Annotated in this window: 12 protein-coding genes and 2 pseudogenes; 3 read left to right on the plus strand and 11 right to left on the minus strand. The window is 55.7% G+C overall.

The window, feature by feature from the left end; genetic code table 11:
• Window positions 1–28: 28 nt before the first annotated feature.
• The 5 genes and pseudogenes from IB241_RS26110 to IB241_RS26125 all read right to left on the minus strand — a co-directional run bounded on the left by IB241_RS26110 (window position 29) and on the right by IB241_RS26125 (window position 4,078).
• Window positions 29–559 (minus strand): DUF1003 domain-containing protein, encoded by a 531-nt coding sequence (locus IB241_RS26110; RefSeq protein WP_192301061.1) that lies wholly within the window; start codon window positions 557–559, stop codon window positions 29–31.
• A gap of 76 nt (window positions 560–635) precedes the next feature.
• Window positions 636–1,187 (minus strand): methyl-accepting chemotaxis protein, encoded by a 552-nt coding sequence (locus IB241_RS28075; protein ID WP_412547887.1) that lies wholly within the window; start codon window positions 1,185–1,187, stop codon window positions 636–638.
• A pseudogene (locus IB241_RS28080) lies at window positions 1,188–2,045 on the minus strand (PAS domain-containing protein); the annotation flags it as partial.
• A gap of 172 nt (window positions 2,046–2,217) precedes the next feature.
• Entirely contained in the window at window positions 2,218–3,276 is a 1,059-nt protein-coding gene (locus tag IB241_RS26120; protein WP_192301062.1) for a diguanylate cyclase, read from the minus strand.
• A gap of 184 nt (window positions 3,277–3,460) precedes the next feature.
• Window positions 3,461–4,078, minus strand: coding sequence for a TetR/AcrR family transcriptional regulator (locus IB241_RS26125; RefSeq protein ID WP_192301063.1), 618 nt, complete (start codon window positions 4,076–4,078; stop codon window positions 3,461–3,463).
• Window positions 4,079–4,201: 123 nt separating this feature from the next.
• Here IB241_RS26125 and IB241_RS26130 point away from each other — a divergent pair, with 123 nt between their 5' ends.
• The 3 genes from IB241_RS26130 (at window position 4,202) to IB241_RS26140 (ending at window position 7,736) form a co-directional block, all read left to right on the plus strand.
• Window positions 4,202–5,260, plus strand: a complete 1,059-nt coding sequence (locus tag IB241_RS26130) for an MBL fold metallo-hydrolase (protein ID WP_192301064.1) — start codon at window positions 4,202–4,204, stop codon at window positions 5,258–5,260.
• Window positions 5,261–5,367: 107 nt separating this feature from the next.
• A complete protein-coding gene (locus tag IB241_RS26135) occupies window positions 5,368–6,090 on the plus strand; it encodes a hypothetical protein (RefSeq protein ID WP_225595736.1) in 723 nt (240 codons plus the stop codon).
• A 140-nt stretch (window positions 6,091–6,230) separates the two neighbouring features.
• The gene (locus IB241_RS26140; protein WP_192301065.1) at window positions 6,231–7,736 is read left to right on the plus strand and encodes an amidase family protein; all 1,506 of its coding nucleotides are present in this window, start codon (window positions 6,231–6,233) and stop codon (window positions 7,734–7,736) included.
• Between the two features lie 59 nt (window positions 7,737–7,795).
• On the opposite strand, the gene IB241_RS26145 is transcribed toward IB241_RS26140, so the two are convergent.
• From IB241_RS26145 to IB241_RS26170, 6 genes and pseudogenes are all read right to left on the minus strand, one after another.
• Entirely contained in the window at window positions 7,796–8,176 is a 381-nt protein-coding gene (locus tag IB241_RS26145; protein WP_192301066.1) for a helix-turn-helix domain-containing protein, read from the minus strand.
• A gap of 106 nt (window positions 8,177–8,282) precedes the next feature.
• A complete protein-coding gene (locus IB241_RS26150; RefSeq protein WP_192301067.1) occupies window positions 8,283–9,230 on the minus strand; it encodes a hypothetical protein in 948 nt (315 codons plus the stop codon).
• A gap of 323 nt (window positions 9,231–9,553) precedes the next feature.
• Window positions 9,554–10,201 (minus strand): HAD-IB family hydrolase, encoded by a 648-nt coding sequence (locus tag IB241_RS26155; protein WP_192301073.1) that lies wholly within the window; start codon window positions 10,199–10,201, stop codon window positions 9,554–9,556.
• A gap of 71 nt (window positions 10,202–10,272) precedes the next feature.
• Window positions 10,273–10,611 carry an HNH endonuclease gene (locus IB241_RS27820; protein WP_192301068.1) on the minus strand — a complete coding sequence of 113 codons (339 nt, stop codon included), beginning with the start codon at window positions 10,609–10,611 and terminating at the stop codon, window positions 10,273–10,275.
• Between the two features lie 218 nt (window positions 10,612–10,829).
• Window positions 10,830–13,430 (minus strand): ATP-binding protein, encoded by a 2,601-nt coding sequence (locus tag IB241_RS26165; protein ID WP_192301069.1) that lies wholly within the window; start codon window positions 13,428–13,430, stop codon window positions 10,830–10,832.
• Between the two features lie 220 nt (window positions 13,431–13,650).
• Window positions 13,651–13,808, minus strand: a pseudogene (locus IB241_RS26170) (ribonucleotide-diphosphate reductase subunit beta); the annotation flags it as partial.

Here is a 13,808-nt window from a genome sequence, read left to right on the forward strand (position 1 = left end):
GGGGGGACAAGCCCCCTCCCATATGGGATTACGGGTGTTCTTGGGGTTTTCTTACAAAGTGCTCGTGCAGTTCACACGTCAGGCTTTCGACATGTTCCGTCAGTTGCTTGGTCATTTCCGTCAGCCGGGTGTTCTGTTCGAGTAATTCCAGCAACTGTTTGGTGGTCTGCGCGGCCTGGGCCTGGCGTTCGGTATTGGCCACGGCGAGGGCTTCACGGTGCTGCGCATCGGCGTCGGACTGGGCTTTGTCCCGCGCGGCCTGGCGTGTCTGCGCCAGCAGGATCAGCGGCGCGGCGTAGGCCGCTTGCAGGCTGAAGGCGAGGTTGAGCAGGATGAACGGGTAGGCGTCGAAGTGCGTCACGCCGGTCATGTTCAATACCATCCACACCACCACGATCACGGTCTGCGCACCGAGGAAGGTCGGCGTGCCGAAGAATCGGGCGAAGGCTTCGGCCTTGAGGGCAAAGGTGTCATTGCCAAACGTCGGTGCCAGGTGGGCATGGGGGCGGTGGAAACGCAGGTGATCGACGGGGGCGGCTTCAGGTTTGCTTGGGGTCATGATGGGCTCGGATCTTCAACTGAGAGACAGTGAAGCACTATAGACCGAGCCCCCGACGCTACGTATGAAGATCGGGTCAGCTGCCGCCACGCTCGTTGGCGAATGCACTGACTGCCTGCACGGCCTCGCTGGTGCCTTCACGAATCTGCAGGATCACCGTGCCGGCGCGGTTGGCCAGGTCGACACCCTGGGCCGCGCGGTCGCGGGTGCCGTCCATGCTGTGGATGGCCTGGCGGGTTTCGTCCTGGATCATCGCGATCATGCTGGAGATCTCCGCGGTGGAGCCGCTGGTACGCGCTGCCAGTTGCCGCACTTCATCGGCCACCACGGCAAAACCACGGCCTTGTTCACCCGCACGTGCCGCTTCGATGGCCGCGTTGAGGGCCAGCAGGTTGGTCTGGTCGGCGATGCCACGAATGGTGTTGACGATGGCGGTGATCTGCTGCGAACGCTCGCCCAGCTTGGCGATCAGTTGTGAGGAGCCGTCAATGTCGGCGGCAATCTCGCGCATGCCGCTGGCCGTTTGCTGGATCACTTCGGCGCCTTTTTCGGCGATGTCCCGGGTGCTCAGGGAGATGTGGTACGCCTGGGCTGCGCTGGCCGCATCGGCGCTGTGCTGCTGCACCATGGCGGTGACGTCGGAGGCGAACTTGACCACTTTGCACAGGCGTCCGCCGGCGTCATACACCGGGTTGTAGTTGGCTTCCAGCCACACGGTGCGGCCGTTTTTATCCACGCGCTCGAACTGGCCGCTGAACATTTCGCCCTGGTTCAGGCGGCGCCAGAACTCGCTGTAGGCCGCACTGTTGGCCAACTCCGGGGTGCAGAACAGGCGGTGATGCTGGCCCTGGACCTGTGTGAGGCTGTAGCCCATGCGTTGTAGGAAATTCGTATTGGCGGTGAGGATGGTACCGTCGAGGTTGAACTCGATCACCGCCATCGCCCGGCCGATGGCGTCCAACTTGGCGTTGGCTTCGCTCTCGGCTTGCAGGCGTGGGGTCACGTCCATGGCGTACTTCACCACCTTGACCACGCGGCCGGCGTCGTCGCGTACCGGGTTGTAGCTGGCTTCCAGCCACACTGAATGGCCGTCGCCTGCCACCCGTTCGAAGGTGCCTGACTGGAATTGGCCGTTGCGCAGGTTCGTCCACAACTGGTTGTACTCGGCGCTACGCGCAAATGCGGGGGTACAGAACAGCTTGTGGGGCTGGCCGACGATCTGTTCGGCGCGGTAGCTCATGGTCTTGAGGAAGTTGTCGTTGGCCCGCAGCACGTTGCCTTGCAGGTCGAATTCGATCACCGCCATGGAGCGCTCGAGGGCGTCCAGCAGGCTGGCCTGTTGGGCCACGGTATGTTGCAGGGCGCTGATGGTTTTTTTGTGGGCGTTAAATAGCATGTTCGGATGCTCGGGCAAGCAAGCGTAGGGGGTATCCATGTGAGGTCGCCTGCCCCGTAAGGCGCTGGGCTCTACGGTTGACGTGCTCATTGTCAGCTTCCTGGTGCTGACAGCGGGGGTGGAACAACGGGGTCAGAGTCGCGTAGCGGGAAGAAAGTTCGGCGATGTGCCACTACTTTTTAGCGGCGGCGCCCAATGAAGGCATTATGCTATCGCTGCGAGTGCTGGGCAGGAAATTCAGACGAGGTGTCGTACGACAACTTCAGGCGGAATGAGCCACGCAGTAGTTGCTGACGTTGACCCGGTTGCGCCCGGTGGCCTTGGCGGCATACAGCGCCCGATCCGCGGCGTTGAGCCACATCGCGGCATCGCTGAAACCGGGTTGGAAGTCGGCCAGGCCGATGCTCAGGCTGACGCGTAGCTCCGGGATCTGCGGGTTACGGTAGTTGCTGAAGGTCTCACGCATGCGTTCCATCAACTGCGCGGCTTCTTCCAGGGGCATTTTCGGAAGAATCACGCAGAACTCATCGCCACCATAGCGTCCGGCCAGGTCGTTTTCCCGCAGGTTGCGCCGCAACTCCAGGCTCAGTTGGCGCAGCACCGCGTCACCGACGATATGGCCGTGGGTGTCGTTGATCTGTTTGAAGTGGTCAATGTCGATCAGCGTGATGGTGGCGTGGCTTTGTTGTTGCCGGCACTTATGGAATTTGATGTGCAGCAGGTCTTTCCACGAACCGTGATTAAGCAAGCCCGTGAGGCTGTCGATACGGCTGAGGGCGCTGAGGGCGCGCTTGTGCTCGGACAGTTTGATCGCCAATTGGTAACAGACCATGCCGATGGCCATGGGGTAGAGGGTCAGCATCGGCAGGCAGGCGTAGACCTCCAGCACGCTGACATCCGTGTCGAAGCGCATGCCGAACAGCAACCACCCGGCTCCGATACCCGCTGCCTGGGCCAACAGGCCGCGCAGGAACATCTGTTTGCCGCCCGCTGCGACGTTATTCATAGCCATCATGGACAGGATGGTCACGGCCGTCAGCGGCGAGAACTGAATGGCTGCCGCCCAGAACCCGCCGAAAAACGAGTCGTAGATCAGGTTGCGTTTTTCGGCCTGATAGGGGAACTGGGCGCGCGTCGAGAGTTGATACGCCACATGCGCCCAGGCAAGACCATTGAACAGCAGGAACGCCCAGACCCAACCGGGCATCGAGAGCGGGTAGAGGGCGGCGGCCACACTGATGCCGCCGATGCCCAGGCCGATGATCCTTGGCTTGTAGATACGCCTGGCAAATGAGAGCCCTTTGCCTTGTCGGTTTTCCATAAATTCTGAGTCAGCTCTTTTTGCAGGTACGGCAGCGTGTTCGTGGGGTAACCGTTTATCGGATAAGGCTGTGAATATTGTCAGTTATTTGCGCACGAATAATCAGTGGCCTTACAGGCCATTTGTGCAAAACAGAGGGCGAATGCGTCAAAAACGACCTGCGATGTCGTTCAAGCAACAGCGTCTACCGAGGGTGGACTTCGTAGCCGGCCAGGAACAGGTCGATGGCAGACTCGATCACGCTGGCCTGGTTGGCGGCATCCAGGGTCGGTTGGCCAAGGGTGATTTGCGGCCAGAACGCGAACGCCTTGAGCAGGCTTTGGATCTGGTGGGCGGCGAATGCCGGATCGCTGCAACTGAGGCGGCCGTCTTCCTGGGCGGCGCGGACCCACTGGGTAAAACCTTCTTCGCGCTGGCTCAGGCGGGTCACCATGTCTTGGGCACGTTCCGGCGAGTGAATGGTGGCGGCGATAGCGACCCGGGCCAGGTCAAGGAAATTGGCATCCGCCATCATCTTCATCTTGGCCTCCAGCAACCCGCGCAGTTGCTCGCGCAGCGGGCGGTCGCTGGCGTAGCTCACATCCAGTTGCGCGACGCTGCTGGCCCACAATTGGTGAAGGATTTCGGCGAACAATTCCTCCTTGCTCGGGAAGTGGTTGTACACGGTGCGCTTGGAAACACCGGCGGTGGCGGCGATCTTGTCCATGCTGGTGACCTCGAAACCGTTGGCGCGAAACTCGGCGATGGCCGCAGCCACGATGGCTTCGCGTTTACGGTCGGTGAGGCGTTGAGGGGCAGTCATGGGGGGCATTCGGCTCGGCAGAGGAAATTACACTCGGTAGTTTACTTGCTCCGGATTTTGTTGCAATCTTGAAACTACACTGTGCAGTGTAATTCTTCAGCGCTCTGTAGGAGTCACCTGGTAATGGCCATCCTCTCATCCCGTGTCGACCCTTTGCCTGAGGGGCTCAAACCTGCCGAGCAGGAACAGGGCCCCTTCAGTAACGACGCTCCCGTACAACACGGCGGCTTTGGCAAAACCTTGCGGATTTTCTGGAACATGCTGTTCAACAAGCCACGCAGTACGCGGCCGGTGGGGACGATCCCAGTGCAACCGCTGACCCGTGACCAGTTGCTGGCAGCGCCCGATCACAGTGTGTTTCGCCTTGGGCATTCCACGGTCTTGCTGAAAATGCGCGGTAAGTTCTGGGTGACCGACCCGGTCTTCGCTGAGCGCGCTTCGCCGTTCAGTTGGGCTGGCCCCAAGCGTTTCCACCAGCCCCCCATCAGCCTCGATGAACTGCCTGCGCTAGAGGCGGTGATTCTTTCCCACAACCATTACGACCATCTTGACTACAAGGCGGTCGTGGAATTGGCCGACAAGACTCGCTATTTTCTCGCACCGCTGGGCGTGGGCGACATTCTCGTCAAGTGGGGCGTTGAACCCGGCAAAGTACGGCAACTGGATTGGTGGCAGGGCACCGAGGTGGATGGCATCCGGTTTGTCGCCACACCTGCGCAGCATTTTTCCGGGCGCGGCTTGTTCGACAGCAACCAGACCCTGTGGTGTTCCTGGGTGATGATCGACGGCGCGCGGCGGATCTTCTTCAGCGGTGACACCGGCTATTTCGATGGCTTCAAACGCATTGGCGAGCAGTACGGTCCGTTTGATCTGACGCTGATGGAAACCGGTGCCTACAACGTCGACTGGCCCCACGTACACATGCAGCCAGAGCAAACCGTGCAAGCACACATCGACCTCAAGGGGCGTTGGCTGCTGCCGATTCACAATGGCACCTTCGACCTGGCGTTTCATGCCTGGCACGAACCGTTCGACCGCATCATGGCCTTCGCGTGGGAGCGCAATGTGTCGATCACCACGCCGGCGATGGGCCAGGCGTTCAGCCTGAACCAACCTGAGCGCGGGCAGGCGTGGTGGCTGGAGGTGGAAACCCAGGGCGCCGAAGAAAGCCTGGCAAGCTGAAGCTGGCGGCGTCGGAAAAAGGAGTTTTCAAGGTGTTTCCGGGCTGCGACAGAGGCCGGATGAGGGTGCGATGATTCCCGGAAAATTAATTTCTGGGGGACGTTTTGATGGATGAAAAGTGTAGGAAAATTTGTGCAGTACGCGTGCCGTGCCTGCCGGTGCAAGTGCTGCCCACGTTTGTCGAGCCTGCACCTGCTGGCCACGTTCCTGAGGCAGCGGGCCAGCGCGGTATTGCGTTTAGCGTCGAACCCCAGGCCGGCATGCCGCATGAGGTGAGTATCCCGATCCCTGGATATGACGCACCGGCGATTCCCTTGAAAACCGTGCGTGATCCCTCGCTGTCATTGATCGCCCTGAGTGGTATCGACCCCTCTGGACCAGTCATGGTGGAGGTGCCTCTGGTGCAGAACAACACCACATTCACTGCGACCCCGGCTCTGGCTGGCCGACGCGTGGGGGTTGCCGAGCGATTTGATGATCAGACACCGATCGAGCACCACGCCTCTTTTCTCCGCGCGCTGGAGATACTGCGGCGGGCTGGCGCGCACTTGGTGCTGGTGCCTGCCCGCGCGACCAAGGGCGATCTGCACTTCACCTTGCAGAGCCTTAATGAAGTCGATGAGCTTGTCAGCGAATATCGCTTGGATGCGGTGGTGTCCGACAGCCGCACTGGAGCGTTTCACAGCGCTTGCTGGAACGGTTACCCAGCGCTCAACGAGCCGCTTGAGGACGGGGCGACACTGTGGTTCTACGGTGCGCGCTGGTCGAAGGCGATGTTGGCGACGCTGGTGCAGGGCTATCGCAGCGTGCGTGCGTTGACTCCGGTTTAGGCCAGGCTACCCCATGCGTTGAACAATCCCACGGTATGAACGACTGGCCTCGCGCAGCCTGGATGGAGGGGCGTTTTTAGAATGGTGTGCGGATCAACATAGGTCCTTCGTCAATTCTTACCCCTTCCTGGAGGTGTTGCATGTTTGGTATTGGTCTTGGTGTGGGCGCGGTAATTAGCCAGGCGTCGAGAATGATGGGGGTGAAACCCGCGGGCGATCTACGCAAACCGGTACCGCCTGGCACTGAGTATGTCGGTGTTCGCGAACTCGGCGAGCAAATGGCACGGCCGGGTGGGTTCACCTCGGAAGATCTGGTCACCTATTTGCAAGCGCGCATTCGTAAGCTCGACCCCGCGTTAAGCACCATCATCGAACTCAACCCACAAGCGTTGGAGATTGCACGCGAACTGGACCGCGAGCGCGTGTCAGGCAAGATCAGGGGGCCGCTGCATGGGATTCCGGTGCTGCTCAAGGACACGATCGAGACAGGCGATACCCAGCAAACCAGCGCCGGCGCGTTTGGATTGACGGGGACGGCGGCGAGTAAAGATGGGTTTATTGTCGAGCGCCTGCGTGAGCAGGGCGCGGTGATCCTGGGCAAGACCAACCTGACGGAGCTCGCGGGTTTTCGCGGTGGCCCCGACGGTTGGAGCAGTCGGGGCGGGCAAACGCACAACCCTTACCATGCGGATGCACCGGTCGGCGGTTCAAGTTCGGGATCGGCCGCCGCTGTTGCCGCCGGGTTGGCGCCGCTGGCCGTGGGCACCGAAACCAGCGGTTCGATCATTGTGCCGGCGGCGCTCAACGGCGTGGTCGGTTTCAAGCCCAGCGTGGGCGTGTTGAGCCGCAGCGGCATCATTCCAGCCAGCCACCGGCAGGACACACCGGGGCCGATGGCGCGCTCGGTATTTGATGCTGCGCTCATGCTTAATGCCATGTCTGGCAGCGACCCTGACGACAGCGCGAACATTGATGCGCCCAAGGGCATCGACTACACCGCATTGCTCAAACCCGGAGCGTTGCACGGCAAGCGTATTGGTTACCCGGCGACCTTTTGCGCGAAGGGCGAAAGCCTGTCGGTGGACAATAGCCCTCAGTTTGCCCGGGCGCTTGAGGTGCTTCGGGCGCAAGGGGCAACTGTGGTGCCGGTGAATATGCGACTGGCCGACGCCTCGCGTTATGGCGAATTGTTGTTTGCCGATGTGAAGGACGAGTTGAATGACTACCTGGCCAAGCGACAGGGACTGCCGGTCAAGTCGGTGCCGCAACTGATTGCGTTCAACGATGCGCGTGATGGAACCGCCACCGAGCACCAGCCGGTACTCAAGCAAATCGAGGCATCCACCCTCACGCCTGAGGAACGCGAACCCCTATGGGATGCCCTGATCCAGGAGTTTCGTGGCACCTTGGATGAGCTGATTGACGAGCAACACCTTGATGCGGTGGTCTCGGACTTCGAGACCAACAGCTACTTTGCGGTCGCCGCAGCTGGTTACCCTGGTGTCTCGGTGCCTTCCGGGAAAAATGACGACGGCGTACCGACCAGCGCGTATTTCTTTGGTGCCCGCTGGAGCGAACCGACGTTGCTGGCGGTTGCCCATGGCTATGAGCAGGCTGCGAAAGTGGGGATCAAGCCGGTTCTTTAACGTCAACGCATTACACTTCATCCTGCGCCGCCTACGCTGTCCAGTGATCCGGCAGGACACTACGCACCATTCGGTTGAGGGGCTGGTGAGTCAAGAGAGGCCGCTGTTGAACCCATCAGCCGCGAGATGATACCTGGCTCGGCGGGTTCGGCCGGAGCAGGGGTAGACCGGCGTGCACTCATTCCCCACCCCGGCGCGAACCCTGGGAAAAACACCAGCCCCTCCGCCTCCAGCCGAAACGCCAGGGTCAACCGGGTTTCATCTTCCACGTCGGCGTGGCTTTCAAAGCGTTGCACCGCTTCCACTGCCACACCCGCCTGGCGGGCCAGGTCTTCGCGGCTCCAGCCCAGCATCGCGCGGGCCTGGGCGCTGTGCTTGGCGGTGAATTGGTGCAGGACGATCTGTTGTTCTACGAAAGAGCTCATTGCCAGAGAGGACATGGGGTTTCTCCAGGATTCGACGGGGGAGGGCAAACTATACTGTGTTTTTGTACAGTTGTTTTGACCGCTCATCAACTGGATTTTTTCGAAGGCTCGCGACTAGCCTTTACTCCACCCCCGGCGCCTCCCGAATAATCAAGTGATCCAGGTTCTCGATATTCGCGCTGAACACCCCGAACGTCTGCTCGGGGTGTTTCTTGCTTGGCACCTGTTTCAGTTCGGGCGTCACCCCGTAAAAGAAGCAGTACAGCGCCTGTTTACTGTCCACCGCTGCCTTGATCTGCTCCAGGAACGCCTTGCGCTTGCGGTAGTTCTCGATCAGTTTTTTGCTCAGGTAGACGTTGACCGAGTAAGGCTTCTTGTCGAGCCACACCTTCTTTTCGAAGTCGATGCGAAAGCTGCTGGTGTAGTCCTTGATCGCCTTGATCCTGCCCCAGTAGATCAGGCCCTTGTTGTCTTGCAGGTACTCGATCTTCTTGAAAAACGCCCAGTACGTCGCAGTATGCTCGCCGATCTTCAGCGGCATGCTTTTGAGCTTGTGCTTGTCGTCGATGTTCGACACATAGCATTCCACCGGGTGGGCGAACACACTGGTTTTGTCTGGGGGGGTGTCAGTGGCGACGTGGGAGGTGCTGCTGCGGATTGAAGGTGTTTTCGTTGGCTCTTGTGGGGCGTTTGCTTCGGTGTCGACCACAGTGGCTTTGCGTAGGTATTGGCGTCGGGTGAGCACAAACTCCGATGGGAAATTGTCCTCGCGCTCGTCGTCACTTTCACCGGATGCGGCCTTGTGCGTGCTGGCATAACGGCAGCCGTCGATATGCCGGGTGCCGGCCTTGTTCTTGAAGTGCGGCGTGCGTTGGTAGTTGACGTTTTTTGCGTTGAAGGTGCTCAGCGTGTTGCCCGCATCGAATGCTGCACGGCATTCATCGTTGGGGCAGAGGAAACGATCCTTGTCGGAATCGAAGTCGCTGGTTTCGTCGAAATTCAGGTCTCGTACGTCGTAGATCGACAGCTTTTCATCGAGACTCAGGCTGTAGGCCGTGTCGAATTTCATGGGGCTCGGGTCCGTGAGATAGTTCGCTATTAATAGCGGGATTTACCTCAAATATCAGCAACAAAAGCAATCCGTATACCTTTGGCGAGGCGCCGATGGGGTCGCCATGATTCACTCGTAACGCCGGCCAAGGCGCTTGCGAATATCTACGTTCGACCGCGTGCCAGGCTTGCGGGTCGAGGATTGGGTTTAAGCTGCGCAGCAGAGCAGCGTCAGCGTTCACGGTTTTCAGACTCGCACCGATTAAATGTGGGACCTGTCGAACCCCTGTGAGGCTGCGAAGGGATCGGCTCAGTTTTTTTTGCCGACCCCACCCACTGGTATTACCGCTGCAACCGGGCCCGCTTTTTCTTCTTCCCATGAAAATGCCGAAAATGCGCATCCTGCGCCGCCGCCAGCAACTCCCGATCCCCGCGCGTGTCACCCCAGGCCCGCAGACGATAATCCCCCAGGTCCCCATACACCGCTTCAAGCCGCAGCACCTTGTTCTCACAGCGGCAATTGTTGCCGGTCAGCTTGCCGGTCAGCACCCCGTCGACCACTTCAAGCTCGGTGCCGATCAACTTGATCCCCAGGCGATCGGCAAACGGCTGCAACACCAGCGCCGGCGACGCCGAGCACAGGGTCACCACCGCTCCGGACTTCAACTCATCGGCTACCGACTGCAAGCCGCTTGGGCGCATCAACTTGGTCCAATACGCCTGGCAATACGCTTGCGCCTGCTGCTGCACCCAAGCTTTCTCCACCCCGGTCATGAAGGTGCGGATCAACTGCGCCTTCAACTCATCCCGGCTGGTCAGCCGCAACAAAAACCGCAGCCCAGGCACCGTGAGCTTCACCATCCGCCGGCAGAACTCAGCCTTGCCAAAGGCAAACTTGAGGAACGGCACAAAACTGTCGTGGTGGGTCAGGGTGCCGTCGAAGTCAAACACGGAAAGTACTTTGGCATCGGCGGGGCCGGCTTCGAGCATGTCTGGGGTCACGGGGTGGCCTCGGTCGTATCTACTGAATATTGGAATGCACCAGCTGTGACAACCGCAGTTTACTCGCGTATCAATCTATCGATTTTCGCGTAAACCGCTGCGGTAAAAGCCTCCCGGTCGCTGGGCCGGTGACAACGCTGATGGCAATTGGGGCACAAGGCTACAGCATTGGTGATGTGATCCGAACCCTTCCGGGCGAGGTGCTGGGTGCGATGTGCTTCAAGAAGAGGCTGATCGTCGCAATGACTTTTCGGAAAATATACAAGACATCTGCGAGTTAAATTCCGTGTGCTTTTGAGCGTGCATGGTAAAAAATCACCTCTAAAGTTTGAATTATTTAGCCTGATTTCGTGGTTCGACTTTTTAAATTTCGGTGTTTGGTTAGATGTTAATGCCATGTTCAAAGAGTGGTGTATGGGTCATGAGTTTATTTTGTTTTTTGTGAATTTGTCTAGTGGTTCGTGTTGGTGGGAGTGAGATGCTTTATTTTGTAGGTATTTGTATTTATGGTTTTTATTATGTGTGTGCAGTGTTGTGATGAATAGATATGCCATCTAGAGAGTAATGCTTCAGGACTCTCTAGGTGGGCTTAGGTTTTTGTGTTGGGTTTGATGTGCTATGGCGTTATTAATACTCCATAGCATAATATCTCTCCGGTCGAGCTAGTTCCAATTGCTATGTCTTCGCGTTGATCTTTGTAAAATTTCTGAAGGAGTGTTTTGGCATCCAGGCTCCAGGCCTTAGATATGGCCTTGAAAATAACATTTATGTGTGTGTCATAGTTCTTGTTGAAAAATGGGCTGGATGTGCCGAAGTACTGTGATCCTCTCGTGCCAATGAGGTCATGGTAGTAGCTATGCTCAATGAGTAAGATGTTTTCTGTGAGGTTTACGTCTTTCAGATTTCTTATGGAGTTATGAAGTTGATGCTCGTAAGTGAATATTACTTGTTCTGGTTTTGGTAAGTTTTCTAGTTCTTTTTTAGATTTCCACTCGCCGTTATATATGGCTAGAGGTAGCTCGCCCGTGTCTCCTCCAAACATACTAATGGTGGAGGCGCATGCCGCTTGTTGTTCTTCGGTTGAATAAAATTCTTTTATTAATGGTGCTTGTTCTGTCGCCCACTGAGCGAAGCTTTCTTTTGAAGCGAGAAACTCAGATGTGTCTCGCGAGGCTTTTATGGCTTTACCCTTCAATACTCCAGTAACTCCGCGTATGTAGTTGGAGTCTAGTCCGCCGACCGTTAATTGTCCAAGTATCTGGCTGTGCTCGGTTGTATCCGTAGAAATGCATGCTCGACCAAGTAGTATGCCATTTTCATAAATCGATCTTAGGTTTTTATGGATGGAAGTGTCATATTCTTTATGGGATTGGTACTTTGCTCTAGTTAAGTGGCATATTGATGCGAGACGTTGAGTTAAGTCTGAGCTGTTTGCGCTTTCCCAGTCGTTTGCAGTTATTACCTTGGTTTGATATTTATTGTACTCAGTGGTTGTTAAATTTACATCTATGCTAGGCGCTAAACATAGGCAGAGTTCCGCCAAGCTAAGGAGTTTTTCTCTGGTTTTGGAGTAGAGAATTCCACCATCTTCCTCTGGGTTGGTTGTTAGGCGGAGTGAGATTGTTGTGCCCCCATCACGGATGTATTCAGATTGATTTGCAGGCCTTAGTATTGGCCTTTCGTGTAGTCCACATCCGAATTCTAGTACTATAGTGTCTGATTTTGCCTTGTCTACATGGCGAGTGGTTATTGTTAGTTTATCCGCAATCATGAAGGCGGAGAAAAAACCTATTCCATATTTCCCAGTAGGCTCAAAATTCGATGATGCTAATCCTGGGAATTCTTCCTGGGCGTTTGATGATGCCCAAAAACTTTTACCGAAATCAAGGAGGTAGTTGGTTAGGACGAACTCCGACATTCCAGTACCATTGTCTGATATGTGTAGCCAGTAACGTTCATCTTCTTTTGTAATGCTGACTTTTATTTCTCCAAATAAATCTTCTTGTTTTTCATAGGCGCGTCTAGCTTTGATGGCATCGCTTGCGTTTTGTATAAGCTCCCTTACGGGGACGGTCGGCCTTGCACCATATAGCTCTTGGCCGCCAACACTTTTTATGATGCTCGGGATGTCGGTAATTTGTATTGTTGCATTTACAGGGTGCCAGTTCTCTGTTCTGATATATTTAGCTAGTCTTGACGGTTGGTCAATGCCAGCAACTCTTTTAGCTGAAAAACGCGGAAGGTTTAAGTCAGAGAGTAAGGCATCTATGCTTCTTAATTCGTGGTCTACCATCTTAAGTGTTTCTAGGCAAACCCACCAGCTTGTAGCTTCAGCAAAAGGGAAACTCTGTCCGCTAGTAAATATCAGAGCATCATCTTTTAAGTAGGGCTTTAATAGTTTTTCCTGGAAGTCCCAATGCATTTCTGAAACTTGGTTAAGTTTTCGAAAACTGCGGATAAATATTGGTGCTCGTCGGGAGTCCAGATGTGCTGCATCAGCGGCTCTCAATATACAGGCAATTTTTAATGGGTTTACGGTCCAGTCTGTTGCTGTTGCCCAAGGAGGGGTGCCAATAGTTTCTTTGAATCGAGTTTCGATTTCTGCAACGCTCCACCAATGGCTATGGGCAATTTCGCCAATAATTCTTCCGTACGCCAAGCGTAATTCTGCATCTTCTATCAAGAAAAGATTGTTTTTTTTGTGTTCGAAAGAAGTGAACGCCAGCTTTTCTGCGCTTTCAGCATGGATTTTTCTAAGAATCTCAAAAATTGCTTCTTTATATATATCAGGGGATGGGGTCTCCAGCTCTTGGGGCGTTGGGGGCCTTTTTTCTCTAGATTGATATTTGTTGTTTATGATGTCTGACCAGCGCTGAGTTTTTCTCAGTGCCTCAATTCCGCCAGGAGTTGCTGCTACAGACATCGCCAGGTCGTGTAGTAAAATTGCGCCACCTAAAACATAAGTTTCTGTCGGTGTAAGATTGTAAGCGCTACCACAGATCTGAGATGCTGTTTCCCAGAGTGCGTCTAAATGAGTAATGTCATGAATGGTAAGCTCAGGAAGGTCCAGTCTTATTTCAGTGGCAAGCTGAGCTGCCCTTTCGCGAAAGTGTAAAAATGACTGTTTAAGTCGATCCCTATTTGCCGGATATTCACTTTCGACCTCAAAGCAATTTTTCCATAAATGGGATTTTTGTATGGTCCCCGACAATTCCATCGTATGCACTCTTGATTAGTTGATGCAAGATATAGTGAGTAAAAATAGCCTCCTGCATAAACACTTATATCATGGCTGTTGGCCATTATCAATTTTGGGGTTGATAAAGAGTTGCGATTGTATGTGTTCCACTATTTTATAAGATCTATAAAAAAACCCTGGCATGGCCAGGGTTTAAAGGTTAGATCGCAACTTATTCACTAGTGAGTCTGAATAGTATTCAGTCCCAGCTCAACGCACCGCCAGTCTGATACTCGATCACACGGGTCTCAAAGAAGTTCTTCTCTTTCTTCAAGTCCATGATCTCGCTCATCCACGGGAACGGGTTGGTGGTGCCTGGGTATTCTTCCTTCAAGCCGATCTGCGACAGACGACGGT

This window comes from Pseudomonas sp. PDM05 (assembly GCF_014851685.1).
In the GTDB taxonomy this organism is placed as follows: Bacteria; Pseudomonadota; Gammaproteobacteria; order Pseudomonadales; family Pseudomonadaceae; genus Aquipseudomonas.

Coding starts and splice junctions, on each gene's coding strand:
- IB241_RS26110 (WP_192301061.1), bottom strand. CDS start 559: ATGACCCCAAGCAAACCTGAAGCCGCCCCCGTCGATCACCTGCGTTTC.
- IB241_RS28075 (WP_412547887.1), bottom strand. CDS start 1,187: ATGGTGCAGCAGCACAGCGCCGATGCGGCCAGCGCAGCCCAGGCGTAC.
- IB241_RS26120 (WP_192301062.1), bottom strand. CDS start 3,276: ATGGAAAACCGACAAGGCAAAGGGCTCTCATTTGCCAGGCGTATCTAC.
- IB241_RS26125 (WP_192301063.1), bottom strand. CDS start 4,078: ATGACTGCCCCTCAACGCCTCACCGACCGTAAACGCGAAGCCATCGTG.
- IB241_RS26130 (WP_192301064.1), top strand. CDS start 4,202: ATGGCCATCCTCTCATCCCGTGTCGACCCTTTGCCTGAGGGGCTCAAA.
- IB241_RS26135 (WP_225595736.1), top strand. CDS start 5,368: ATGGATGAAAAGTGTAGGAAAATTTGTGCAGTACGCGTGCCGTGCCTG.
- IB241_RS26140 (WP_192301065.1), top strand. CDS start 6,231: ATGTTTGGTATTGGTCTTGGTGTGGGCGCGGTAATTAGCCAGGCGTCG.
- IB241_RS26145 (WP_192301066.1), bottom strand. CDS start 8,176: ATGTCCTCTCTGGCAATGAGCTCTTTCGTAGAACAACAGATCGTCCTG.
- IB241_RS26150 (WP_192301067.1), bottom strand. CDS start 9,230: ATGAAATTCGACACGGCCTACAGCCTGAGTCTCGATGAAAAGCTGTCG.
- IB241_RS26155 (WP_192301073.1), bottom strand. CDS start 10,201: ATGCTCGAAGCCGGCCCCGCCGATGCCAAAGTACTTTCCGTGTTTGAC.
- IB241_RS27820 (WP_192301068.1), bottom strand. CDS start 10,611: ATGGCATTAACATCTAACCAAACACCGAAATTTAAAAAGTCGAACCAC.
- IB241_RS26165 (WP_192301069.1), bottom strand. CDS start 13,430: ATGGAATTGTCGGGGACCATACAAAAATCCCATTTATGGAAAAATTGC.